22 protein-coding genes are annotated in these 25,522 nt (G+C 39.8%); 2 read left to right on the top strand and 20 right to left on the bottom strand.

Going from position 1 to position 25,522, the window contains the following annotated elements:
• Window positions 1-3: 3 nt before the first annotated feature.
• The 7 genes from ICV90_RS01800 to ICV90_RS01770 form a co-directional block, all read right to left on the bottom strand.
• Window positions 4-744 carry an FkbM family methyltransferase gene (locus ICV90_RS01800; RefSeq protein WP_215359200.1) on the bottom strand — a complete coding sequence of 247 codons (741 nt, stop codon included), beginning with the start codon at window positions 742-744 and terminating at the stop codon, window positions 4-6.
• Between the two features lie 16 nt (window positions 745-760).
• The gene (locus tag ICV90_RS01795; protein WP_215359198.1) at window positions 761-1,864 is read right to left on the bottom strand and encodes a glycosyltransferase; all 1,104 of its coding nucleotides are present in this window, start codon (window positions 1,862-1,864) and stop codon (window positions 761-763) included.
• Window positions 1,865-1,908: 44 nt separating this feature from the next.
• A complete protein-coding gene (locus tag ICV90_RS01790; RefSeq protein ID WP_215359196.1) occupies window positions 1,909-2,883 on the bottom strand; it encodes an NAD(P)-dependent oxidoreductase in 975 nt (324 codons plus the stop codon).
• A 1-nt stretch (window position 2,884) separates the two neighbouring features.
• Window positions 2,885-3,691 carry a glycosyltransferase family 2 protein gene (locus ICV90_RS01785; protein ID WP_215359194.1) on the bottom strand — a complete coding sequence of 269 codons (807 nt, stop codon included), beginning with the start codon at window positions 3,689-3,691 and terminating at the stop codon, window positions 2,885-2,887.
• A 16-nt stretch (window positions 3,692-3,707) separates the two neighbouring features.
• On the bottom strand, window positions 3,708-4,874 hold the full coding sequence (locus ICV90_RS01780; protein WP_215359192.1) for a hypothetical protein: 1,167 nt from the start codon (window positions 4,872-4,874) through the stop codon (window positions 3,708-3,710).
• Window positions 4,875-4,950: 76 nt separating this feature from the next.
• A complete protein-coding gene (locus ICV90_RS01775) occupies window positions 4,951-5,766 on the bottom strand; it encodes a polysaccharide pyruvyl transferase family protein (protein WP_215359190.1) in 816 nt (271 codons plus the stop codon).
• Between the two features lie 33 nt (window positions 5,767-5,799).
• Window positions 5,800-7,038 carry a glycosyltransferase gene (locus ICV90_RS01770; RefSeq protein ID WP_215359188.1) on the bottom strand — a complete coding sequence of 413 codons (1,239 nt, stop codon included), beginning with the start codon at window positions 7,036-7,038 and terminating at the stop codon, window positions 5,800-5,802.
• 604 nt (window positions 7,039-7,642) lie between these two features.
• Here ICV90_RS01770 and ICV90_RS01765 point away from each other — a divergent pair.
• Window positions 7,643-8,341: an acetyltransferase gene (locus ICV90_RS01765; RefSeq protein ID WP_215359186.1), complete on the top strand. Its 699-nt coding sequence runs from the start codon at window positions 7,643-7,645 to the stop codon at window positions 8,339-8,341.
• 126 nt (window positions 8,342-8,467) lie between these two features.
• On the opposite strand, the gene ICV90_RS01760 is transcribed toward ICV90_RS01765, so the two are convergent.
• The 12 genes from ICV90_RS01760 to ICV90_RS01705 all read right to left on the bottom strand — a co-directional run bounded on the left by ICV90_RS01760 (window position 8,468) and on the right by ICV90_RS01705 (window position 23,517).
• Window positions 8,468-9,586: a DegT/DnrJ/EryC1/StrS aminotransferase family protein gene (locus ICV90_RS01760; protein WP_215359184.1), complete on the bottom strand. Its 1,119-nt coding sequence runs from the start codon at window positions 9,584-9,586 to the stop codon at window positions 8,468-8,470.
• Window positions 9,583-10,884: an MATE family efflux transporter gene (locus ICV90_RS01755; RefSeq protein ID WP_215359182.1), complete on the bottom strand. Its 1,302-nt coding sequence runs from the start codon at window positions 10,882-10,884 to the stop codon at window positions 9,583-9,585. The genes ICV90_RS01760 and ICV90_RS01755 overlap by 4 nt, the downstream gene beginning before the upstream one ends.
• 224 nt (window positions 10,885-11,108) lie before the next feature.
• Window positions 11,109-12,203, bottom strand: a complete 1,095-nt coding sequence (locus ICV90_RS01750; protein WP_215359179.1) for a glycosyltransferase family 4 protein — start codon at window positions 12,201-12,203, stop codon at window positions 11,109-11,111.
• Window positions 12,204-12,264: 61 nt separating this feature from the next.
• Window positions 12,265-12,687: a VanZ family protein gene (locus ICV90_RS01745; protein ID WP_215359177.1), complete on the bottom strand. Its 423-nt coding sequence runs from the start codon at window positions 12,685-12,687 to the stop codon at window positions 12,265-12,267.
• The gene (locus tag ICV90_RS01740; protein WP_215359175.1) at window positions 12,684-15,053 is read right to left on the bottom strand and encodes a polysaccharide biosynthesis tyrosine autokinase; all 2,370 of its coding nucleotides are present in this window, start codon (window positions 15,051-15,053) and stop codon (window positions 12,684-12,686) included. Before ICV90_RS01740 ends, ICV90_RS01745 begins: the two co-directional genes overlap by 4 nt.
• A 19-nt stretch (window positions 15,054-15,072) precedes the next feature.
• Window positions 15,073-16,200 carry a polysaccharide biosynthesis/export family protein gene (locus tag ICV90_RS01735; protein WP_215359173.1) on the bottom strand — a complete coding sequence of 376 codons (1,128 nt, stop codon included), beginning with the start codon at window positions 16,198-16,200 and terminating at the stop codon, window positions 15,073-15,075.
• A complete protein-coding gene (locus ICV90_RS01730; protein ID WP_215359171.1) occupies window positions 16,197-16,655 on the bottom strand; it encodes a hypothetical protein in 459 nt (152 codons plus the stop codon). Before ICV90_RS01730 ends, ICV90_RS01735 begins: the two co-directional genes overlap by 4 nt.
• Window positions 16,655-16,951 carry a hypothetical protein gene (locus ICV90_RS01725; protein ID WP_215359170.1) on the bottom strand — a complete coding sequence of 99 codons (297 nt, stop codon included), beginning with the start codon at window positions 16,949-16,951 and terminating at the stop codon, window positions 16,655-16,657. The genes ICV90_RS01730 and ICV90_RS01725 overlap by 1 nt, the downstream gene beginning before the upstream one ends.
• Window positions 16,952-17,376: 425 nt before the next feature.
• Window positions 17,377-20,823 (bottom strand): YjbH domain-containing protein, encoded by a 3,447-nt coding sequence (locus ICV90_RS01720; protein WP_215359168.1) that lies wholly within the window; start codon window positions 20,821-20,823, stop codon window positions 17,377-17,379.
• Between the two features lie 35 nt (window positions 20,824-20,858).
• The gene (locus ICV90_RS01715) at window positions 20,859-21,626 is read right to left on the bottom strand and encodes a YjbF family lipoprotein (RefSeq protein WP_215359166.1); all 768 of its coding nucleotides are present in this window, start codon (window positions 21,624-21,626) and stop codon (window positions 20,859-20,861) included.
• A 106-nt stretch (window positions 21,627-21,732) separates the two neighbouring features.
• Complete coding sequence (locus ICV90_RS01710; protein WP_215360500.1) at window positions 21,733-22,083, bottom strand: hypothetical protein; 351 nt, start codon at window positions 22,081-22,083, stop codon at window positions 21,733-21,735.
• A gap of 699 nt (window positions 22,084-22,782) precedes the next feature.
• Window positions 22,783-23,517: a hypothetical protein gene (locus ICV90_RS01705; RefSeq protein WP_215359164.1), complete on the bottom strand. Its 735-nt coding sequence runs from the start codon at window positions 23,515-23,517 to the stop codon at window positions 22,783-22,785.
• 45 nt (window positions 23,518-23,562) lie between these two features.
• On the opposite strand from ICV90_RS01705, the gene ICV90_RS01700 reads away from it, so the two are divergent.
• Entirely contained in the window at window positions 23,563-24,642 is a 1,080-nt protein-coding gene (locus tag ICV90_RS01700) for a glycosyltransferase (RefSeq protein WP_215359162.1), read from the top strand.
• 23 nt (window positions 24,643-24,665) lie between these two features.
• Here ICV90_RS01700 and ICV90_RS01695 read toward each other — a convergent pair whose 3' ends face one another.
• The gene (locus ICV90_RS01695) at window positions 24,666-25,520 is read right to left on the bottom strand and encodes a glycosyltransferase (protein WP_215359161.1); all 855 of its coding nucleotides are present in this window, start codon (window positions 25,518-25,520) and stop codon (window positions 24,666-24,668) included.
• Between the last annotated feature and the right edge of the window lie 2 nt (window positions 25,521-25,522).

Here is a 25,522-nt window from a genome sequence, read left to right as displayed (position 1 = left end):
TCATTAATCTTTTGACTCTAATTCGAATAATGCATCCATTTCAATTATTTCCCCCGTATTGGGGGAGACATGAAAATTTAAAGGTTTTATAAATCGAAAGCCATGTTTTTTTAATAAAGTCACAATTGTTTCAAAATCTCGCTCCCCGTCGTAAAGCTTTGAAAATGAAACTTCAATCAATACCCATTGAATATTTTTTAAAGTTTTACTTGCACCAAGAATTATTCGATCCTCGTAACCTTGTGCATCAATCTTTAATAGGATTGGGCGCTCTAAATGAATCCCATTGAACAAAGCATCAAGTGTAGTTATTGGAATACAAATTTCCTCAATTACTTTAGATGCCGGAAAAGACTCAATTCTGTCAATACCCAGCGGCAATAATGAACTCACTTGTGAGTCGCTATTTACTCTAAGTATTCCAGATTCAATAATGTCACCAATTGCAGTCACCCGAATATTCTCTTCCAGGCGTGAACCAGCGTTTTTTTTCAATTTGATTGCAGTGCGCGGATCGGGCTCAATTGGAAAAATATTGACTTTTTTAAAGAGCTTATCTGAAGCTACGGTAAATTGTCCTACATTGGCACCAACATCAATTACTGTTTTTGGGACAACACCAGCTAGTTTGGCTCTTGAAATAATCTTGTAGGATGCAAGTGAAAATTTTGGCCAGCTTATTAATGCCAATAGAGCACCAGGAGTATTAATTAATTCTAAGAATCTAATAAGCTGAGAAATCATTCTTGAGTAACCCTATTTATAATAATGAATTGTATAGCTCTATCCACTGCGGTTTCACTGCGTGCCAACTATAGCGCTCAAACACTAAACGCTGACTGGACAGCCCTCGCTCGCGTTGCTCTAGATCGCTCCAAGAACATGCATTTTCTAATGCTCGCTTCAAGGCATTAATACTGGGCTCAATTAGTATCCCCCCACCCCTCTCCCAATCATGTAAACCAGTTTGATAAGTAGTGATTGAAGGCAAGCATCTAGCAGAAGCCTCCAAATTGACAAGGCCCATTACTTCTGAGTGTGAGGGGGCTGCGAGTACCCATGCCCGATCAATTAGCCTCAGTTTTTCTTCGCCAAACACTGGCCCATGAAATCGCACCCTATCACCTACACCACTTTTCTTGGCAATTGATCTTAATGACTCCATGTAAGCATCTGACCATATGGGACCAACAATATCCATTGCCCATTCTTTGCCAATAGAGGCAATTGAAAATGCATGAAGAAGTATGTCTACACCTTTCTTGGGCTCAATTCGACCTAGAAACAAGATGCTCTTTGTTCGCTCCGCTTGGGTAGGATGGCCCAAATCCTGCTCACTTACTTCAATTGCATTTGGAATAACTGAAATACTTTTACGCGGAAATAGACGAGATAGTGAGTCACGCTCAAGAGGAGTAATAGCATGTAGTGCACTAGCATTTTTTAAAGCGGGATAAGCCATTGCTGCCCAGTAAGCCTCTTTCTTCATCTTAATTCGCCAACCCTGTTGATTCCAAAGCCAAGGCTCCAACATCCCGTGTGCTGTAAAGACAAATGGCACGCCAACTTTATGAGCTCTACGTGCTGCAAAAAATTGTGGGGCTGACCAGGCGCCATGAATATGAAGTATTTGGCCACTTTCTTTATTAGGGCTTATAAGATTAGATAGCCCAAGACGCAGGCTAGGACCCAAAGACCATGAATTCCCCCAGCCGCTAGGAGGGAAATTGTGCACCTCTGTATTGAATAGGGCCAACCTAGGGTTACCAGTTGCATGCGCTATATCAATATGGTTACAACTTGAAGCAAGATGTGCTGAAAGTTGACAAACTACCGCAGGAATACCTCCTGACACTTTGGCCATATCCTCGGCTACATGAACTATTCGAAAAAGATGCTTCTCACCCATTAAATATCGCCTTGAGTACGCAACCAATTAATAGTGATGTCGACACCCTCTTCCATGCTGTATGGCAAGTCCCCAGAAAGAGTTTCCAATGGAGCAGTGTCGTAAACCATAGGTGTTATTAAGTTACTCAGTCGAAATGAGGTTAAAGGAGGATTTTTCCAGCCCAAGAATTTCAAAAAGTCACCGAAACAGGCAATTGCTCTCAATAAAAATATTGGAAGAGTTTTAATTGGATTGACGCCAATTTTCTGCTGAATCTGAATAGCAAATAACTTGAGATTAATAGGCGGATAGTCAGCGAGATAAAAATTCTGATTAGCAACTACATCCTTGGATGCATTCATCAACCTGTCAAGACAATAAACGGTGTTACCAACAAAACCAAATGACTTAAGTACGCTACCTTCACCCGGGTGGACGTAATGACTATTTGAAATGGTTAGGAAGAAGTTTTTATAGGGTACATCAAACCAAGGACCCCAAATAGATGTCGGCCTTACAATAAAACTGAGGCATTTCAGGCTGGAGGAAGCATTACGTACTATTTCCTCTCCAATTACCTTGCTTTCACCATAAGGGGTAGTTGGGCAATAGTCGAACTCGTCCTTCGGCACATAACCAATCTTGCAAACTAGTCGACTTGAGGCAAATATTATTCGCTCTAGCGAATTGACGCCTTGAATTGCAGTAATAAGATTTTTTACTCCAGTTGTATTGGCAGGATAATCATCAATTGAATGCCCATTTAAGTCTGTTCTAGCAGCTAAATGAAAAATTATCTGTGGGGAGAACTCTAAGATAGCCGATTGCAATTTCTCAAGTTCAAGCAAATCCCCTTTATGCCAATAAGAATAGTGAGCAGAATTTCGAGGTTCAACTATATCAAAATTGCATACTTCATGATTTTGTTGAATAAAATATTCCAACAAATTAGTTCCGATAAATCCTGATCCCCCAGTAATTAAAATACGCATATTAAGTAGAAGAAGCTCTATAAATTGGACCGTAAAATAAGCGTTCTTTTGTGTCGCTAGGGTTTTTAATTTTTCTTATAAATCGGGCGAGAAAAGTGAGTGCCCTATCTAGCTTTGTTGGACTTCGGCCCATAACCTTAGTAAAGATATGGTCATAGTAATCACTATAGAGATTGTCTAATTTTCCCGAGCCAGTAATCCCCTCCTGATGAATCCGAAATTTGCTCCAAAATTCAGTTGCACAAGCAAAACGAGCACCCGATAAAGCCATATCCAAGTAAAGCTCACCATCCCATGCAATTCGGTTTTTAATGTTGAAGCCGCCAGCATTTAAATAACTTTTTGATCGAAAAAATGTGGATGCTTGAGAGAGAATTGCTGCGTGATGGGCAGCCATCCAAATTGAATACCTATCGGAAAAGAAACGTCGTATTAAATGCCCATTCGAATCAACTATAAAAGTATTTCCAGATATGACATCTATCAATGGAAATTTATCAAAATAATAAACAACGCTCGAAAGTGCCCCCTTTTCAAGCACATCATCCGAATTAAGAAAACCAAAAATCTCACCAGTAGCTACTGCAAACCCCTTATTAAGGCCATCTGCGGGACCAAAGTCTGAATCAAGTATCACTTTTGAAATTCTCGAGCGATACTTTTCAATAATCTCTCTACTGCCGTCAGTTGAGCCAGGGTCTACAACTATATATTCAACATCATGGTAATCCTGATCCAATACTGAGCAGATTGCCTCCTCCAAGAATTGGGCCTGATTAAATGAAATCGTAACAATAGATATTCTCATATAGAAATCATAAAATCTAATATTTTTTTATATTTTTATTATTATAAGTTAATACATAAATCATCAAAGATAATGTAAAAGCATCGTTAACCCTAGCTTCAGCACCGAGAGGAGAAAATATTATATCCCAAATAAATCCAATAGTGAAAAAAGATGCCAAGATGAATAATGGGTTAGGGCCAGCAAGAAGCCTAGATAATGTTTTAAAAGAAATACTAACAGTCCAAATCCAAAATAAAGCTCCCATTAGTCCAGCTTCAACCCATGCACCCATTATATGAGAATGCGATGGAATTAAATCATTATCATTGATAATTAAGTTGTCACTGATATAACCATGCTCAATTAATGCATCAAACATAATATCTCGATACTTAGGATCTTTAGCCCAAGATCCATGACCAATTAATGGAGAGTCAATAACGGCCTGTACCGATGCGAAAAGTTCATTGCGACCACCCAATAGGAAACCAAAATCACCTGATGATTGATTTAAAAATTTATCTTCTTGTACAGCCCCCAATAATCCAGATAGCGCCATATATTCATACATTTTATAAAAAATGAAAAATGAAATAATACCTAATGTCAATAAAAATACGATATTTTTAAATTTAATCCGTACAACTTTATTTTGATTATTAATAAGTACGTAAAACATAATGGCAGTTGCCAAACAAACTGCACCAAGAGACCTAAACCCCATAAATATATTAGCAAAAGCTAAGATAATTAATATACTAATGTTATATAGTACGGACCTTTTAGAAATTCCCAACTGAACATAAATGACTGCTAAGATGGTAATTGCAGCTCCGTATCCAAACTTCCAAGGTTCGTCTATAGCATAAATATTGGGATTAAAGTAAAAAGTAAGCAATTTTCCAAATGCCAAGCCCAGTGCAAATAATAAATAACGATTTACCCTATTATCTATTAATAAATATATAGCAATAAAATCCGTTAATAAGAAAATAATCTTTGACCAACCCCTAGTCCAGTCCTCAAAAGGTGTCATCCTGATGATATCAGTCAGTATTTGTGAAGTAAGCCACAGTATTATTAGGAATATTAAAGTTTTTGGCCAGTGAGAGAAAAGAAGTCTTGAGCGAATCCTATACACAAAAGGCAAAATACATAGAAGGATAGCCTCAGATAAGTAGAGTCGTCCTACAACTTTCATCTCTATAAACATGAGAGATGGAATTAATACTAGGTAGATATTAATAAAATTATTATTTTTTTTCACATTAATATAACTAAATAGGATATTTATTTTTTACAAGATTAAATGCTTCTATTATTACTCTCTGTCTACTTTCAAGAGTATTTTTATCTATTAGAAATTTATTATATTTAATTGTTTCAAAATTATCCAAATTAATATCGCTAAAATCTTCAAATTGATAAACCAAAGGGGATGGTCTTTTAACAGTTAAAAAATAGTCAAAGAATTTAAACTTTCCTCCTTCATGTAGGTCGCGGTTCCATATCCAAGCATTTGGAATCTGAAGAGAATCTGCAACAATTAACCCATGAAGAGATTGACTCATTATAAATTCACAATCTGCTATTGCGTTAATTACTTCTTCGCAATCAGTTGTTCTTGGGTCTATTAACTTCCATTTTGAAGGAATATCAATTTTTAGAAAGTCTAAATATTGAGAGTGGTGAGGTATGATTCCACATTCATAATTTTTAATTTTAGCTGCTTCATTAAATATTCCAACTAGTAGACCAGGGTCTCCACATGGAGTATGAATACCAGCATAGTTCCTAAATATATTTAAAGTTAAGGGCCCTCTCAATAATAAAAATTTATGAGATTTAACTCTAATTTTGTCAAAAAAAGATAAACTAAAATTAGACATGCAACCTGTACCCAAAACTGATAATTCTTTTCTTCGAAATATGAATTTAAAAGATTTAATACTCCATCCAAGAGTAGAGCCTAAGGATACAACATCGGCATCAATCAACTCACTATATTTATATGGGATTAAATATTTTTTAAAAATATATGGAGAAATCCAATCTCCGAAATTTTCTTTATTCCACCAATAGAGTTTAAGCATTATATTTATATAATATCCATTTTAAATAAACTATCATTTAATAATAGAATATATAAATTTCCCCAAATTTAACTGATTTTTTTTACTTTTTTCCACTAGTTTTTCGACGCAAATATCTTTATCTTCCATCAACAAGGCTTGATGGTTCAGTAATTTACTTAATTCATCTGAGTCCCCCGGAGGGAAATACTCAATCTGCTCCGCTTCAACCTCTAAATTAATTGGAATACTGGTGGTAAAACAAACCTTTCCCAAAGAAACTCCATCATAAACTGCCCCTCCACCGGGACCACCCTCAAAAAGCGTGGGCTGAATGACACCAGCGGACATAGCCAACAGACACAGTTGATCCAATCGATCAATATGACCAGTTAATATAACTTGGCTTTTAATCTTTAGCTCTTCCAATAATTTAGTTAGCTTTTCAAAATGACTTGGGTCTCGATAATCATTTTGTGCTCCCGTGCAAACTAAATGCCAATCGCTTTCAGCATTATCTAAATTTTTATAAAAATTATTGAAAGCAACGAATGCAGTAGCATGATCTTTGTGCGCCCAAAATTGATTACAGATAATAAAGTACTGATTTTTTTTCAAACCGTATTTTTTTAAGTTATGGCTAGGATTATATGCTGCCTCAATTTGAGTACGGGAGAGATATGGGGTAAAAGGTAACGAATGAATATTTGGTACGCTATTAATTTCTTGACCATAAAACTTCAACAAGTCGGCCCTTACCTCTCTTCCATTACATATTACATCTGAAGCACAATTTAACATCTGCAATATTAATTTATCCCTTGCCTTAATTTCACTTTCAGAAAAAAAATACGGGAAATATTTATGCTGACAATCTGGAACATATCCTATCCACTTTGTGCGCAATTTACCCAAGGGCTTTAAGGTTAAGGTCACGCAATCTATATCGTGCTTATGGAGAAGAGAATTAAGAGAGGCTAAGGTTTGAAAATACTGAATAAATAATATTTTTTGTGAAATATTCTTTAAGCGTCTAGTTGCCTCCGATCCCAAGGGATTCTTTGTACTTTTAAAAAGAGATACTGAATTTAGTATATTTTTACTAAAAATATTTTTACATAAGTAAATATAGCTTAGTAATTTTCTTGAAATATTATTTTTTTTAATTACATATATTTTATAATCACCTTGAGTTTCAGCATAACTAACAATTCCGCTCAGAATAAACTCTACAAAACTTATACCCCCACCCCACCAATCAAAACCATCAAAAAGAATTCCTATTTTTTTCACACTGCTACCTTTTGCTTAAATTGACTTTCAACATTAACTAAATTTTTTATCGACACCCTACGTAGATATGCTTCGGAATTTTCTTAATTTCTCCATCATTACCCATTATTTGAAATTAATTTGCAACACGTTAAAGCGGGTTAGTTATAAAAATTCCCGAAATTCTAAATTTTTGATTCTTTATTTCTGCCTGATCTATAAAAAAGTAATATTAAAAACTTAAATTTTCAACACATTGAATTGATGAATAGATTATAGATACCACCAACATTTGATGCTAGAGAATTTTCCAACAGCTTTAGATGTATAAAGAAGAATGATCAAGATCTTATTGTAATTATAATTTTTTTATCTCCAAATATCTTACCTGTTGGGCATCTATAGGCTTATTTTTAATACATTAATCATGGCATTTAGTAAGAGCCAATTTACTGTGCAAGTAAATGTAGTCTTATTCAGCTCTCTGAAGATTCTTATCAAAAAAATGGTAGTCTGTGATGGATAAGTCTATTTTTATCTCTCGGTTAAAAATTTAATATTCCTCACCTCTGTAGTTACACTACGTAAAATTAAAAAGCGTCCATCAAACCAAAAGTGAATTTCAATGCAAAAAATAGACAACGAGCATGTTAGACATATCAATAAATCGACATGCTTAGGATCATTGGTGATTATTGGTGCCGGTGGACACGCGGTAAGCTTTGCAAATGTTGCCCTTTCAGCCGGCTATGCAATTAAATGCTTTGTAGACAAAAATAAAATTGGACAGAACTTACTTGGCATCAACATAGCGGGAAATATTGCAGAGTTGGGGGATTTGGATCTTTATAACTTTGGAATAGCTATTGGTGATAATTCAACTAGGGAGCGCATTTACTATGAACTACGGTCAAAACATGCTAATTTGAAATTCCCGCCCTTAGTTCATGCATCCGCAATAATCTCCTCATTCGCGTCCATTGGAGAAGGCACAGTGATCATGCCAAATGCAATTATTGGCCCCAACTCAAAGGTTGGCAAATTTTGCTTAATAAATACTCAATCCTCAATTGACCATGACTGCATAATGTCTGATTACTCATCTCTAGCACCAGGAGTGATAACCGGCGGAACAGTTGAAATCGGTTTGCGTTCTGCTATTTCAATTGGCGCGATAATTAAACACGGGCTAAAGATAGGTAGCGATTGCGTCATTGGCGCTAATAGTTACTTAAATCAAGACTTACCAAGCAATCAAGTCGCTTACGGAACGCCTGCCAAACAAGTTAGAAGCCGCCTTGAGGGCGACCCATACCTGAAATGATGATTCTACTCCGGCAGAAAATTTAAGCCCCTCTAATTGAAATATTCGATAAGCCCTATGCTTATAGGAGAAGGTAATTCAACTATCCAGCTCAAATCAAACTATCAATTGATATGCTTTATATCCTCACCTTTTTTTAAAATCGATAGATTTTGAATTAAGAAAAAATTTTCGGATGCAGTTGCAAATTAATAAAATCTCATCATCCTCAAGGCTTGGATAGCTAGGTAAATTTAACCCCCTCCAGCCCAAATCCTCTGCGACACGATGGGACTGAAAAGAATTGCTATACATTGGCATTGTATGAACGGGATAAAAGAGAGGTCTAGTCTCGATTCCATTTTCAAGCAAAAATTCTCGTAAACCATCTCGTTTTGTTGGATCAACTAAAATTGAGAACATCCAGTAACTATGAAACACATCCGGAGACTCTTCATGAACTTTAATAGGAAGATCCTTTAAGCCCTGAATATATCTCGCGGCAATTTCTCGTTTTCTTTTAATAAAAATATCAGCCTGTTCAATCTGCGCCAACCCAATTGCCGCACAGATATTTGTCATTCGATAGTTATAGCCAATTACGTCATGCCAATACTGCCTATGTGCAGCTAAGCCCTGGCCTTTAAAGTGAATTGCTCTATCAATCAAGGTTTTATCGTTAGTAACAACCATGCCTCCCTCGCCGGTGGTGATGGTTTTATTACCAAAAAAACTAAAGGTAGCTATATGTCCAATACCTCCGACAGGAATATTTTTATATCTTGACCCAAAAGCTTCTGCAGCATCTTCAATTACTAATAATCCATGCTTATTAGCGATCCTCATAATCGCATCCATTTCACATGGATGCCCATATAAATGGACTGCCATTATCGCCTTTGTTTTATTTGTAATTTTTCTTTCTACATCCGCCGGATCCATTTGCCATGTAGCACTCAGCGAGTCAACAAAAATCGGCTTTGCTCCAGTATATGTAATGGCATTTACGGAAGCTATATAAGTTAGTGTTGGCACTATAACTTCATCACCCTCACCAATTCCTAAAGAAAGAAGTGCAAGATGCAGAGCCACCGTTCCGTTGGATGTGGTTGTAGCGTAATTAACATTTATTTTTTCTGAAAATTTATCCTCAAATTTTCTTAAGTACTCACCTTTGGACGATATCCATGTTGAATCTAAGCAATCAAGAACATATTTTCTTTCGTTTCCAAATAAAGAAGGTTTATAAACTGGAATTAATATCATATAAATTTCTTTTCATAAAGCGTAGAAAAAATTATCTCTTTATTTACTAAACAGTACCAAAAGAGTATGTTCGCTAGGAAGAATATTGTGAAACCCGTCAACATGGCCACAAGACCAAATTGACTGGCCAGCCAAATCTTTAAAGGCATCCCAAAAAAAATAAGAGTAAACAAGGCCATCATCTGAGGTTTTAGTAACGAAAGTCCATTGAGAAACATAGCAAATGAGTTTGCTACCGCATCAGCTATTGACCAAAAACAAAAAGCACTTAGTAATGCAACCGATACAATTATTTCATGATTAGTCCAATGCGATATTATTGAACCGCCGAAAATGATTAGTATCAATCCCATACTTACAGCAATAGCCAAAGTCAAAAGAATTGATTTTATTAATGTATGCCTTATAAAAATGCTGTCTCCATGCTCTTTTGCATTGGCATATGCAGGCCAAAGGCCACTATTAACAACCAAACAAGATTGACTAGTAAATTGAAACATCTTTTGCACCACTCCGTAAATTGCGACAGAAGTTGCACCAAGAAAATTGGCAATAATTAGATTATCCGCCCCATAAACTACTATTGATCCCATTTGCAGGAAGAAAAATAGTCCGCCCATCTTAAAAAGATGAGGCATCTCAATTCTTGAATTCAGGAATAGATTTTCTAGTGAAAATTGCTTTCGCAAGAACAATAATCCCATTAGCACTAAATTTGCAACTATAGCTCCAGACATGCTTGCCACCAGCAGATAGGGCATACCTGCATTTAGCTTGATTGCAAACCAAATAAAGGGCAAAGTCAAAAATGCGCCAATAATGCGCATTATATTAGCCTCATATATTCGTTGCATTCCATAAAAAACTTTATTCACCCCCTCTGTAAACATGGTAAGTGCAAACATTAATACAAAAGTTTTTATAGTTGCGTAGGTCTCTAGGTAGATTAATTGATTATCAATTTTAAGAAGGCTATGCCAAGGCACAAAAGCAACCACTAGATAAAATAAGATCCCGACAGCAAACGAAATAAGGCCTAATGTGAATAATCCGCCACTAATAATATTGCATAATTTTTTATTATTAACTCTAGAGGATGCGGATGCAACTCTATTAATTAATGCATTTCCAACCCCTAAATCAAAAATATTTAATATCCCAACCAAACTAGAAATTGTCAACCAAATTCCATAACGCTCTACACCCAAATACAAAAGCGTCATTCGAACCGAGAAAATCATTACAACCATTAATGAAATTTTATAGAATAGATTGCTTATTGCAGCAACTCTAGCCAATCTATATCGCTCTTTATGGCGATCACCCTTAGTTTCCTCAACATGTAGGGTCAGCCGAGCTAGATAGAGAATGTCTCTTATTTTCAATCTGATGAACTTATTTAATTTGGATAAAAATATTGAACTTGACTTTGCAAAAATTGGCTATCAAGCCTTTATTAAAACTAGTAATAGTGCTAATAAAAAATTTTCGAACTAATTATTGTTAGTTTTTATAAGTTCTTCTATTTAAAAGACTTAACTATGGCTTTAAGCTCCACATTAGAGTTAACTAAAAATCTATATAGAAATCTGTATAGAAAAAACTCAATTAAAAATAGACCAATCAGAACATTTTGATCTGTTTTAAAAAGAACAGCCAAAACCAAAAATGGCGAGCAAATCAAACTAATAGCAAAGCCTGTGATTGAATTGATAATCACTGTCTGAAGATTGTGCTTTTTCAGCAGAGGCTTAATCAATCTAAATTTAAAGAGTTGGTGTAAGTGTTGATTATCTGGAGCACCAGAGTTACGACCTTTTAAGATTCGGCGCACACTCGAATATAAAACTTCAATAATTGGGTAGGAGCAAATGAGCAATGGTGCAAAGGGTGAGATTACCAAATGGCGCTCAGCTAAAAGCACCCCAATAAATGCCAAGAAGAATCCGATCAGGTATGCCCCTCCATCACCTAAGAAGCATTTTCCTAAGGGCCAGTTAAATAGCAAAAATCCTAGAATTGGGGCAGCCAGAAGTAGACACATATGCACAATTAGAAGATCGTCATAATAAAATCCCAGACTTAAATAAGCTCCTAAAATCCATAAACTAGTGAAACTTACTAAGCCATTCAAACCGTCAATCATATTAAAAGCATGGCTAACTCCTGCAAGGGCGAAAGCAGTAAAACCAATTGCTAAAAACTGAATGGAAAGCAATGAATCTATCCACCCCCAACCAAAATGGGTTAGATAAATACCTGAATTTACTGCGATAAAAATACCCGGTATAAAAGTAAGCAATAAACGCCAAGACACTTTTATCTTGTTACTCAAGTCTTCCGCAAATCCAATCGCAAAAATAAAGCTAGACGCAATGAAGGTCGAGAAGACTATGGAGTTAATGGGTCGGTAAACCACAACCATTACTCCCATTCCCAGAAGAATACCTATTCCACCAATACGAGGCACAGCACCTGCATGCATTTTTTGAATCGCCTCTTTTGGTCCCGAGGTCCACACCTCATGAATTTCTCTTGTGTGGGTAATGACTAATAATACTAGGATGCTAGTAAGCATGCCAGCTAAGAAAGTGCTTAGGATTTCACCTTCAAACATAATAATCTATTGACCTTCTGCAGAGGGGTCTAGCAAAGGACATGACGAAAGTTGTTGACCCTTATTCATCATCATCCTCTGATATAGGGTCTGGTCTGAAAGCTTTTAGGCTTATATATCCGAGCAAGATTATCATGAGGGCAATAATGACTGCGGCTGTATCGGCCAACCAATCATCAAAGCTTGCATCTCTACCGACAAAGTATTGCGCAAACTCATCAAGCGCTCCAGCCCCTGAAACAAGACCGAAGCACCATAACACTCTTGGCAACAAAAACTCGCCAATGGGGCTCCCGCGTAATCCCAAATACACCATGATAGTCAAGAAAAAATAGGCTACAAAATGTAAAAGTTTGTCGTTAAAAGTCCATATCAAAGAACTTTCCAAGACGTGCATTGAGGCAAGAATAAACATTGCCGCATAAAAGATCGCAGCAATCAAAAAATAGCGGTTATTTATCCACTGAGGTCTTTGTAAAATCATTTTTTAGCTTTGGTATCTTTTGTACCGTAATCCTTGTAACGATATTCCTTTTGAGAATCATACGATTGCCCGTATTTACGTCCATATTTTCCGCCATAGCTTGCATATCGGCCATATAAACCATAGTTACGGTAGCCGTAACCGTAGTTATAGCCATAACGAATCTGTGAGGGAATAAAGCCATTAAAAATGAGACCATCAATCTTTGAGCCACCCTTTTCAAAAATCTCTATCGCTTCCCGAATCTCAGCGATCGAAGTCATATTTTGACGTGCCACAAAAAGGGTTACATCCGCGGCCCGTGCTAATGATCTTGCATCGTTTACTGGTAAAAGCGGTGGTGAGTCGATCACCACATAATCATAGCGTTCAGCCATGGTATTAATTAACTCAATCATGGCATCGGATGAAAGCATGTCGCCAGGATTCTTTACGGTTAAGCCAGCCGGTAGAAAATCTAATTTTTCGTAGACATTACTCAAAATGACGGTATCTACGCTATGTTTATCCCTTAGAACGCTTGTTAAGCCTGGGTCATCTTTACCAAAAGCAATATAGCGGTGCAGTGAAGCTCTGCGCACGTCAGCCTCAATTAGGAGCACGCGTTTATCCGTAGATGCCAATAGATAAGCAAGGTTAGCCGAAATAAACGATTTTCCTTGGGAGGGTACCGCTGAAGTGATCAGAATAACTTTAGAGCGAGGCTTCTCGGAAAGTGCAAATAATGTAGAGGTTCGCAGTGCACGCAATGCCTCCACTGGAATAGCAGTAGGCCTTTCTTTAGAAAGCATAAACACCGCTTGATCATCGGTTTCATCAATGATGTCGATCTGCTCCTGAGCAACCGGCAAAATTGCAAAAGTACTTAAGCCAACCTCTTGCTCCAATTTTTTCGGATCTCTAACAACACCCGATAAGAAAGCTAATAGCTGGCAAACAACAAAGCCTAAAACAAGTCCTAGGAGTGCGCCAATAGCGACCACTAAAGGCTTGACTGGTCGAGAGGGTATTTCAGGGGCGACGGGTGGATCCACTACATATACATTGCCAATCGTTCCCGCTTTAGCAATTTGAAGTTGCTGGGCGTTATTGAGTAATGAGACGTACAACTGATTATTTACGACCACATCTCGCTCTTTACGAATATAGTCTTGCTGAACTTGAGGCAGACTAGAAATTTCCTTATTCATCTGCCCAGTTTGAGTTTGAATTTGAGCTAATTGGAAGTTCACGCCTTTAAGTAATGGGTGATCGGGCTGATAACGCGTCTGATACTCCTTACGCTTTAACTCCAATTCAAGGCGGGCTTTTTCAATATTTGTTGTTTGGGTGAGCAATTCTTTAATCTCACCCGGAATATCAACCGATTTATTTTGGCGACGATATTCACTCAGAGTCTCTTCGTTCGCCTCTAATTCAGCCTTCAAGCGCGGTAATTCTTTATTCAGAAACGCTAAACTTTTCTGCGACTCTTCTGAGCGCCGGCTAATATTTTGCCCAACATAAGCATCGGCAATCGCACGCAACATTCCTGCTGCGTACTGGGAATCAGAACTTTCGTAGGTTACTCTGATAATGCTTGATTGACGCTTCGTTTCAGCGGCAGTGATGTAATCAAGGACATCTAAAATAAACAATTGAGGTGAATAGACGACTAACTTGAATACGGTTCCCGGGCGGGCTTTGAATTGATCCAGCATGAGTGAATAATTCTTATCTTCACTGACTGCCTCAGTATTCAAACCTTGGCCCGTCAAAATGCTGGAGCCATCTCTACCCCTCAAATTCCAAGATTGGTCAGGCTCGATTGTTAAATAAAAAGGTTCACCATACATATTAGGCGGAACAACCATGCGCCCAATTTTTAAATTTTCGCCACCCCAAGCTATAGAACTACCGCCCCATAAAGGAGTCGCCAAGCCATCCGAGCCTTTACTCAGAATACGGGAAAGCCAACCACCTACAATAGGTAAGCGGTTATCTACGCTAACGCTAATATTGGCTTTCAGCGCTTCTACCGCCTCTCCAATCACCGTGCGGGACCGGATAATCTCGATCTCCCCTAAAACGGGTGAGCTGCCGCCACTCCCTAACGCATTCGTCAGATCTTTCAGAGCACCTAAGCTAGCGCTTTTTTTCTCCTCCACTTGAATGAGGGTGTCGGCTCTGTAGATTGGGGGAGAAAAGAGCGCATACAAAATAGCAAAGGAAGTAATGAGCGCAAAGGTGGCAAAAAAGAACCACCGAAAAAAATAAACGTTCTCAACAATTTCTACTATTGAAATGCCATGAGACTCTTCTTGAATCAAACGTGCGCCACTATCATTTTGATTGGGCTGTCCGTTTGAATTAACTTCAGTGTTCATGAATAGAGCCTGCTTACTTTTAAAAGGGGGTTGCTTTGACAGTCTGAACTGCGGAGGTCAGAGGAAAAAACTGACCTATGAAGCGGCCGATTTCAACCATATCAGTCGGCGATACAAAGACTACATCGCGTGGGCGCATTTCAAACTGGTCAGCCATCACCATGGCTACAGGGTCTCTTGCGGCTAAGTGATAAATAATCGGATCTCCATTTTCATCAGCGCGCATGACATACACTTTATTTGAGGCTGAAGAGAAGGGGTTGGTTCCACCAGCATCAGATAAAACTTCCGCCAAACTCATCCTGCCTCGACGCATGATGTAGGAACGAGATTGATTGACACCATTCGCATTACCCACTTCGCCCAAGACAAAGATTTTGCGCACATTACGATCTGGTACCCCTAAGACATCCCCGTGTTGTAGCAATAAATTAGCCGAGGTATCTCCACCGTAATAAATACGGTCTAGGTCAATCTGGGCACTCACCTTGCCACGTGTGAGCACTAGGTTATAAAGATCTGCCTCTGGAGTGAGTCCACCCGCTAAACCAATAGCATCAGTAATACGTAGAGGCTGATCTGTCACAGGAATAATGCCAGGTACCTTGACTTCTCCTGAGATAAAGACTTTTTGACTCCGAAACCCTGCAACGTCTACGTCAATTTGGGGGTCTTTAATGTACTTACTTAATTTCTGAGTCAGCACTTTTCGAAACTGAGAAATCGTCATGTCAGCAGCATGGATCTCACCAACCATTGGGAAAAAGACATCACCATTTTCATTAATGGTTCTTCCTGCCGGCGAGCTAGCCACATTACTACCAGTAGCAGTATTGATCACTGGAGTTAAATCAGGATTGCCCCAAACAAAAATGCGTAATACATCTTGTGGGCCAAGCTTATAAACGTCAGAAGCAGGCGGATTAAATGGGCCAACACCTGCGGGCTTTTTATTGCGCGCCGCTTGAACACCATTCATATTATCTAAAAATGAGGGAGTAATACGCACTAATGTATACGGCGCTTCAGTGGGGCCCTCATCCACTACTTCAGGGGCAAAGTAGTGCGAAGACATTCCTGGTAGGAACGTACAACCAGAGATACTCAACATCAGTAGGATGGTCCAAAGGATCAATCCTCGTTTCATACGCACACCCCTAAATCAATCAATTTTTTTGCCCACTGAGTAGAGAGATACTCGATTTCCTCTACAGAGCGCTCATACTCGGCACGTTCTTGCCCAATTGGATCAGACACCTGCCTCTTATTATCCCAATGCCCCAATAATTTCACCTTAGCAGTTGCAACGGGACTGCGCTGCGTAATCCAATTCAAATGCGCATCCTCCATGCACAAGAGTAGATCGTATTTACTAATGAGCGAAGGCATCAAAGCTTGCGAGCGATGGTCATTAATATGAGAGTACCCCTTATCTCTGAGTAAAGCTTGCATTGTTTGGTCAGCGTAATTTCCTGTGATTGCTAAAGTTCCAGCCGAATGTACTTCTACGGGTAAATGATGCAAAAAGCGAGATAAAAAAATTTGAGCTACGGGGCTTCTACAAATGTTTGCAGTACAGACGGTCATAATCCGAAACGCCATTAATTTGATCGTCCAGAGTGGGTGGAGTCTGAGCTTGCAGCTTGACTCAATTCTGATGCTGAATCGACTGTCTCTGTTTGGTGACCTTGATTGCTACTACCTCCAGAGGATCTTTCGCGGTGATGTCGACGCCCCGACTGCGACCTTGATGACTGGCGAGATTTACTCGACTTCTCACGGCGCCCCGATAATGATTGTGAGTGAATAAAAGCAGAAATTCTGGGTGCAAAAAAGGCTCCCATTCCGGCTGCAATCATTCCAAACAATAGAAGCAGATAAATACCATTGTTATTCATGGAGGCTTTCGCACCATAAAGCCGCTTTGATGCAAGCACTAGATACCCAAATAGAAAAATAAACGCCCAAACTGAGCGCTGAAAACCACTGCGAAATGAATTTCTTTTGGACGAGGGACTGCTACTAGGAGCATTGCCTAACTCGCAAAAGCGATTCCAATAATGGCGCAGTTTTATTTTGAACATGGGTTAAATTAAAAAATAAGTGCTAATGAAGTAAAAGTGCGTAAGGTTTAATTAATTAAGATATTGCCGATATTTTCAGAAGGCTAGTAACCTGTCTTCAATTTAAAAAAATAAGTTTTAATACTTAAAATACTTAATACTAAGTGGACGATTTTAGCAAAATTCCCCGCTCAAACACGCTTTTCAGCCCAATTCCGGCCTTTTAGAATCTTAATGCCGCTAATTTCATGTTGCCGAACTTAATCCGGTCCAAATGACAATGCCCGACTATCGCGGGTGCGCGTCATATCGTAGAGCTGGTATTTCCTAAAGAGCATGGCACCACCGTCACGAATAAGGGGGGTAAACAATAAATTGGCTGTAGAGTCGCTGTTTCTGGCAAAGAAGGCATCAAAGGGCACAGTTACATAAAGACCTTTATCAAAACTGCCTTCACCGAATGCCGAATAACTCACGTTGGTACGAGTTGCATATGCACCAATTTTGACCCCGTTTTGAAAGACCCTAGATAAATCCAAGGTGCCTCCGCGGTCCCCTGCTAAGTATTGACCTAAACTGAGCTTTACCAAAATATCTTGTACACCAGTATCCCAGTAGCCCGTTACAAAGCCAGTATTTACCTTGTAGTTCTGAAATGAAGTCCACTGGTTAAATTGGCGCTGATAGACCCGGTTAATATTTGCTCCTAATGCAATAGAGCTATCCACAGGACGCCAAAGATACTCGGCACCTGCTCCAGCAAACATCATCTCCAAGTAGCCTGCATATACACTCGCAAAGTGATTCCCGCCTAACTGACCGGCATTGGTCACCTGCAAATTAGGCATGGTAACTACTGAAGTAGTCATGTATTGCCTAATATTAGTGCGAACTGGGTAAAGTCCATCGGGGGGAGGCTGATAGGTGTACTTTCCAAAGTTATCCAATACACGGGCATTCACGGTTCCCGTAACCCAGGTGTTCTCTCTGAATTTATAAGATGCGTCACCTTTCGCGCCCAATGCAAATAGCAAGGGCGTGTTAGGGCCGCCAACGATCTGGTTATAGCTGACACCCAAATTGGTTTGTAGTGGATTTTGCTCCAGAGTCGCTAGCGTTTTTCCTAAGGACTCCTCCGTAGCATTTGATAAAGGAGGCGCAGAAGAAGATTCCGATGGCAATGAACGGTTGCTCCACAGCGTGGAGTAAGCGCTAGGATTTTGCGTGAGGACAGTAGGATGCCTCTCAGAGGGTGGTAATAACTGCGTCTCTGCCAACATCCAATCTTTGCGATTAATACGATACTGACTGACTAACATTCCCCAGTTATTGAGACGAATCTCAAAATACTGAATTTGAGAGGGCGCATCACGATGCATTACCGCAACACCGCGAGCCAGTCGATTGCGAATGAAAATACCGCTGGCATCCTGTAAATTCAATGTCCAAACATCACCCTGCGCACTCAGACTGCTTACTTTCCACTGGGTTTGAGCCTCAAAATCGAGCAAGGTCTGGTGGTAGACCGCAGTTAACTGACTAGCCTCACGTAGGCCATTTGCAGAACCCCCCTCCAAGGAGGAGCTGCCCCTCATTGTTGATGGGGTATTTAAATCAATCCCCCCTCCATTTTGAGAAACCAGCCCCTTGTTTGACTGAGCCTCTAAAGCATATTTTTTAATCGCTCGATTTGCGATGTCTTGAGCATTTTGATTGCTAGGGTTCGTGATGTTGTTGACTGAAGCCTTAAGGTTTGTTTTGAGGGCTGCTTGAGTCTGACTCTTGGTGGCACTCTGAGTTTGACTGAAGCCAATCACACCATTTACATTGCCGCTATTGGAAGCAAGTACTTCAGGCATTACCGGGTCATAGGAGCCAACAGGTTTGAGTGCAACTGTAACGGGTTTTGCTTGAGCCACTTTCGGAGTGCTTAATAGATCGATGCGATCATGTAAATTGAGGGCAAACATCACCTGCTGTCCACCACGCAAACCCACTGTGACGTCCCAAAAACTGCCTTGATAGGTTGCGCCGAAATTGAACATCGTTTTGGTGGTCAAGTTTTGCCCAAACGGTAAATCTGGCTGCGGTGTTTGTTGATAACTATTGCCATCCAACTCCAACTTTAAGACCAAAGGATCCCAAGGGGTATGGTATTGGACCCCCCCGATCAGGGCACTCGTACCATGAAACAAGGCGCCAGTATTGACGGTGCCGCCTTGGCCCACCGTTGGTGCTGGTCTAGTTTTAAAACTTGAGCCAAAAATACTCATGGGATTGCTCATATTATTGCGGGTACCCAACTGACCCCAGCCCACACCCAAACTCAAGTCAAAATCGTTATACCGTTTACTAGCAACAGCGTATTCGGAGCTAAATAATCCTGTACCAGCAATATCACGTATACCTACAGCAATTTGGGGAATATAAGCACTTTCCTCCCAAACTCTAAATTTCACACCTGCACTTTTATCTTTATAAGACTGCCCACCCGCGAGTTCTTGGGAGCCGTACGGTACGTTATTAATGTTGGTGTATCGAACGGCAAATTCAAACCAATCTAATGGGGCAAAGCCTAAATTGACTGTGCCATAAGGCTGCCACAAAGCCAAGGAGGCTGAACCTGTTCCGGCAGGAGCTACTCTTGCTGATGGGACTTGAAGTAAGCCGGTCTCACCCCATAAATTATTAGAGATGGGGAGGTTACGAGAGGCGCTATAAATTTCTCGAGGTCCTAATCTTGGTAAATAGGCGATTTGTGACTCATTGATACCAGGGCTTTGCGGTAAACCAGAGGGTCCTTGTGTCCCCAAGAACTGTGCCAGATTTTTTGAAAAAGCTTCCCCTGCTGCACTGGTCCACTCACTATACCGAGGAGGAGCCCAAATCCAAGAGCCAGGCGCCGGAAATATTTGTTGGGCAGCATTCCAAGCGGCTGTGGGAACTTGATGGACTGAGCCATTTGGTTCGACTAGCCATGCCCAATCTGGCTGACGCTCTCGATCCTTGCCTTTGAGCGCACATCCCTCTAAATAAACCCGAGTCTCAATATGAGGGCGATAGGCAATCTGACACAAAGTTCCGTTATTCCGAATCACTGTCACACTTTGCGGCGTGATTGGAACAACCACCTTCTCGTTACCACGCAAAATGGGATCTTGCTTTGGGTTAGCCTGCAAGAAACGGGGATTGGTATTGGGCAACACCACGCGCCCAGTCACCGACATGGAATCAATCAACCTCGTTAAAGATGCCTTCGTTTGCAAAGCTGCTGGGTCATCCACAGGAAACGGGATTTTATCCAAGCTATCTAATAAGTTCTGTTTCGCTTTTGCTTGGTCCGGTATCTCTACAGGCGTTAGCCATGAGCTTCCTAGATAGAAAGGTGCTTTAGGATTGCCTTCAGGGGTTTGTTGTTGAGCGGGAGATTGCTCCGCCTGATGATCTCGTAATAACCAATCGCTTAAGCGCTCACCTTTTACTATTTTTGGCGACAAAGACTCTTCAGCAGTTACTGATGAGACGCTCACTTGGTCTACAGCCTGAGTACCTACTTCATTTATTCTGGCTTGAGCCTGACTCTGCCCAGCATTCAACACACAATAAATAGTGGCAAAAGACCATAACAAGGATTTGACCAAAAAAGGGTACGGAAACTGAATCCAAAACGATTGTGGAGTGCCATCCTCACTCGTCATAGAGTTCATGAGGAAATGCATTCTTGCTCGGAGCAATACTTCCCTCATCGTACTGCTCTCACTTGTGATTGCCCTTGAGGGTATGGCCATGCAAGCCAGGATAGGCATTCTTTTTCATTTAAACATTGACGGCCAAAGATAATCTTTTTCGTAGCTTTGTCGTAGGCATAAATTGCCTTCAGAGTTGGCAAACTTGGATTATTTGGCTGGAGTACAACCGTTTCTTGAACCCATCTTAGATTTAAATTATTTGCAGGATCACGCAATACTTTTGGTGCGTCTTCTGGAGCTTCATTTAAGCCCTGCATCACCACGGCCTCACGAATATTAACTATGTATTGCGGCATAACACTACGGATACGAAAGAAAAAGAGTTTTGGATTGCGCTTTCCTTTTGCTGTGTTGCTGTCATCACTGGGAAAGAGTTCTGGTGAAGTAATGGCGGGTGCATCCATTAAAGAAACGTCTGTCCAATTGGTATCCAGGCCACCCGTTCCGGCTAGGCGCCCACCCTCTAGCTGTAAAACCTCTTTACTACTTGAGTACCAAGTTTCAATGGCACTACCCGCTTTAGTATTTTCATAACCGAGCACTAAAAGCGCAGGGTTGCCATTGACATCAGCACGTAAGTAACGGTAACTGGGATTTAAATTCGCCTGATCAATGAGACTGTCATTGCCTAAAATACCCAGCTTGAAAGTATCCCAAATAAGGGATTGTTTCTCTCCTACGCAGCCACTAAGGTTGATTAAAAGAGCGAGGGTGAAGAGAGCGCTACAAAAGCGCGGCTTAGAGTTTAATCGGGTTGGCACAAAAGGAGACCATCAAGAACTCACATAGATTCATGAGCTTAGCAAACGCTGCTTCTAAAAAATGAAACCCCCCACTACACAGTGGGGGGTTTCATCATTCAATGAATTACCGTGTACCGGTCGTGCCAGAACTACCGCCGCCGCCGCCGCCACCAGATGCTCCAATAGCTACCGCTGCGCCAACCACCACAACGCCGCCAACAATAGCTAAGGTAGATAAACCTCCAGCTGCTGCTGCGGTAGCACCTGCCGCACCTGCTGCACCAGTAGTCCCGCCACCTGTCTGAAGAAGTGCTGCACCTGCTGCATCCGTTGTGCTTGGTGTTACCGTTGCAGTAACACCGCTACCAGATAGGGCCGCAGCATCGGACTGCGCAAAAGCATTTTGAGCTAACCATGGACCTAAGCATAGGGCTAAGGCAGAAAAACCTGTTGTAACAATTTTACTAATTTTCATATCCCACCTTAACAAAAAATATTCAGCTAAAAGCACACAAGTTTAGTTTACCAAAATAACTGCAAATGTTGCCAATTGATTAAGGAACTACGCAATTAATTGTTGCTTAACTTTGACTTAATTGGGTTAAAGACCATACCTCAATAGATCAACCCTGCAAATTAGGCAACCGATTAAATACTCATGCATTAAATGGAGACTTCGAATTCACATTATTTTTTCTGTAAAAGAAATAGCCTATTAAAAGGACAATAAACCAGTCTCCAGTAATAAAAAAGGTGAATGAATTGAAATAGATAAAGAAAGAGGTAATAATAAAAATTAATTGCCGGCTAAGATCTCGACACTTTAGGGACCAACCTAGCACAGTACCAAAAAATATCCCATATATTATTGGCCCCCAAAACCCAAAGTCATAGATAGCTGGCCATAAAAAGGTTGTAAACCCATTATAAATATTACCTTTATGTTCTATCGTAAATTTTTGAGTTTCTTGACTCATCAGCTTTGAGTCCATATATTGTCGCGAATTATCCTTAACAAATAAAGCTACGAAAGGGTCAGATATAAATCCAAAAGTCGCCAAACTATGTCTAATAGGGCTATTAAATAGCTCGGACCTCTCTTTTATTTTACTTAAAATGAATGGCGGCACTTCATGGTATGCAATCACACTATTAAAACTTGCTAGACTGGAAGCTAATTGTGACTTAGACTCAAAAAAAAGGGGTCCTTGTCACGATTCATTTGTAATACAGTTGCTAAGCTGATACCCAATACAAATAGCGCAACTGTGTATCCCTTTTTCCATTGACCAGCATACAAACTATATATAATAAATAATATAAAGAAATTATATATAATCATTCTAGATGCGTAGAATAACGAAAAGTGGATAATAATCTCTAAAGCCAAAAGTATTAATTTAACAAATTTCTTAGTTTGAATAAAGAAAATAATGGCAATGTAATTTAAAGGGGATAATATATACGAATCTAAATACATTAATGGCGCATAATAAAATGAATTATTTTTTATGGCTTCACTAGTCATATATCCACGAATACCCAAATACCCATTTTGACTTATATATTCGGCAAAAATCAATGAAAAATACACAATAACAATTAATTTCAATAGCAAGAAAAAGTTAAATAGCCAATAAGCAGCTTCGATAGGCTGATTTTTTTCAGCTTTTTTAGTAAATTTATAGGCTAATGAAAAAAATAAGCAATAGGAAATAAGAAAAGTTAGGTAATAATTTAATACATTATTGAGATGTGAATTAGCCGCCACTATGGCTTGTATCACAAATAGCAACACCGGGAATAGCATGGCATAAATGACTCTTCTATCATTTATGTTTATATTTAACTTTTTGATATTGATCAATTCCCCTAAGACCTCAAAATTATTTGAAAATTGGATGATCATGTTTTAATGATCAATCTTACCACCTAACATTGCCTTGGATTTTAAATGGCCGCCTTATTTGTTGCTTTTGTACTTTCTTGTCTATTGACAGCGCTGATTGTGCGTTATCGATTTATTCACGAGAGCTTTTCAACGGATAATAATTTTGATGGGCCGCAGAAATTTCATACCGTTGCGGTCCCGCGCATTGGTGGAGTTGCTATTTTCTCAGCACTCCTTGCTGGTGCACTGGTTCGACTATTGTCCGATTGGCCGAGTGGCATCTTGATGCTACAAATGTTAATCTGCGCACTACCAGCCTTTCTTTCTGGATTAATTGAAGATGCCACTAAACGCATTAGTCCGTTGACAAGATTAAGCGCCTGTTTTGGATCTGGTATTTTGGCTTACTGGGTTCTTCATACCTCCATTACCACCATTTCAGTTGCTTGGATTGATCCTATCCTAAGCTTTCCGATAGTGGCGGCTAGCTTGTCGTGCCTCATGATTGCAGGCTTAACAAACTCGTACAATATTATTGACGGCTTTAATGGTCTTGCCTGTATGGTGGCCATGATTACATTAACAGCAATTGGCTATGTCGCCTTTCGTAATCATGACTATGCGTTGGTTTTTATAGCGGTTACCACTATCGGTAGCATCATGGGATTTTTCATCTGGAATTTCCCACGCGGATTGATTTTTCTGGGTGATGGTGGCGCATATCTAATCGGCTTTTGGATTGGCGCTCTGTCTATTTTATTAATTATGCGTAACCCTGACGTTTCTCCTTGGTTTGCCTGTCTGATTAACATATACCCTATTTTTGAAACTCTATTTTCTATTTGGAGAAAAAAGGTTATCAAAAAAATGAATCCTGGATTGCCAGATGGTACGCATTTGCATATGCTCATTTATGGCCGGATTGCACGTTGGATAAATCCCGATCAAAAAAATCCTTTTTTTTCCAGCAATGCGAGAACATCTCCATTTCTATGGGTTTTATCTAGCCTTGCAGTATTTCCTGCGGCACTTTGGTGGAATAATACTTGGATGCTAGAAGCTTTCAGCCTTCTATTTTGCATATCTTACGTTTATATCTATCGCAGCATCGTGCAATTTAATACGCCACGGTGGTTAAAGTAAGCGCCAAAAACTCTGAAGCATTTTTAAACGGACTCTTTTGCAGCTGGCTTACGCAAGAGTCGCACATACAGAAAGCCCCGCACACTCGATGGTATTAAAAAGAAGATAGCGCGTATCGCTCCATCCAATACCGCTCGTACTCTTCCCTTCAAGCCAGATTCCACCAACACTTTTTGAATCTGCCATTCAGATTTAGCATAACCCACTCCTCCCCGCCGACGAAACATCCCTATGCCAGCAGAAGCATGTACTAGCACTTCTTTGATATTGGCTACTGGAAATTGTTTTTCTAAAAAGCGGCACCATAAACCGTAATCCTCTTTGAGAAAAATACTGGGGTAAGAACCACAAGCCAAAACAGCCTCAAGACTATATGCCACCGCCATATGGTTAAAAGGGTTACGAGTCTTAGCAAATTGGCGAATATCTTTCTCATTGCAAGGAACTTCTCTCATAGTCAGCGGCTTTTCATTCTCGTCAATTTCCAATATGGCACTACCGAAGAGCTTCAAATCAGGCTGCTGATCTAGGGTTTTTGCCAAGACTTCAAAGCGTATCGGCAAATTCACATCATCCGAATCTGCCCTGACAACCCAAGGGTAGTTAACCATCTTTAATCCAACATTAAGGGCTTTAGCCAATCCAACATTGTGGGGTAAGACAATAAATTCAATTAGAGGGTAATCAACCTTGAGTTGACCAACCAAATTCTCTAACTCGGCTGGAAGAGGTCCGTCAATCACCACAATGCATTGGTCAGGCAATAGGGTATTGGCAAATACACTAGCCAAAGCCCTTTTAAATAAAGTCGGCTTATCTTTGCCATAAAGCGCCATCAACACACAAAATCCACCAGGAAAAGTATACAAAGTACTCAAGA

The organism is Polynucleobacter sp. JS-JIR-II-b4 (assembly GCF_018687815.1).
Classification (GTDB): Bacteria; Pseudomonadota; Gammaproteobacteria; order Burkholderiales; family Burkholderiaceae; genus Polynucleobacter.
Note: the sequence above shows the minus strand (reverse complement) of the source record. Positions and strands in the feature narration are given on the sequence as shown.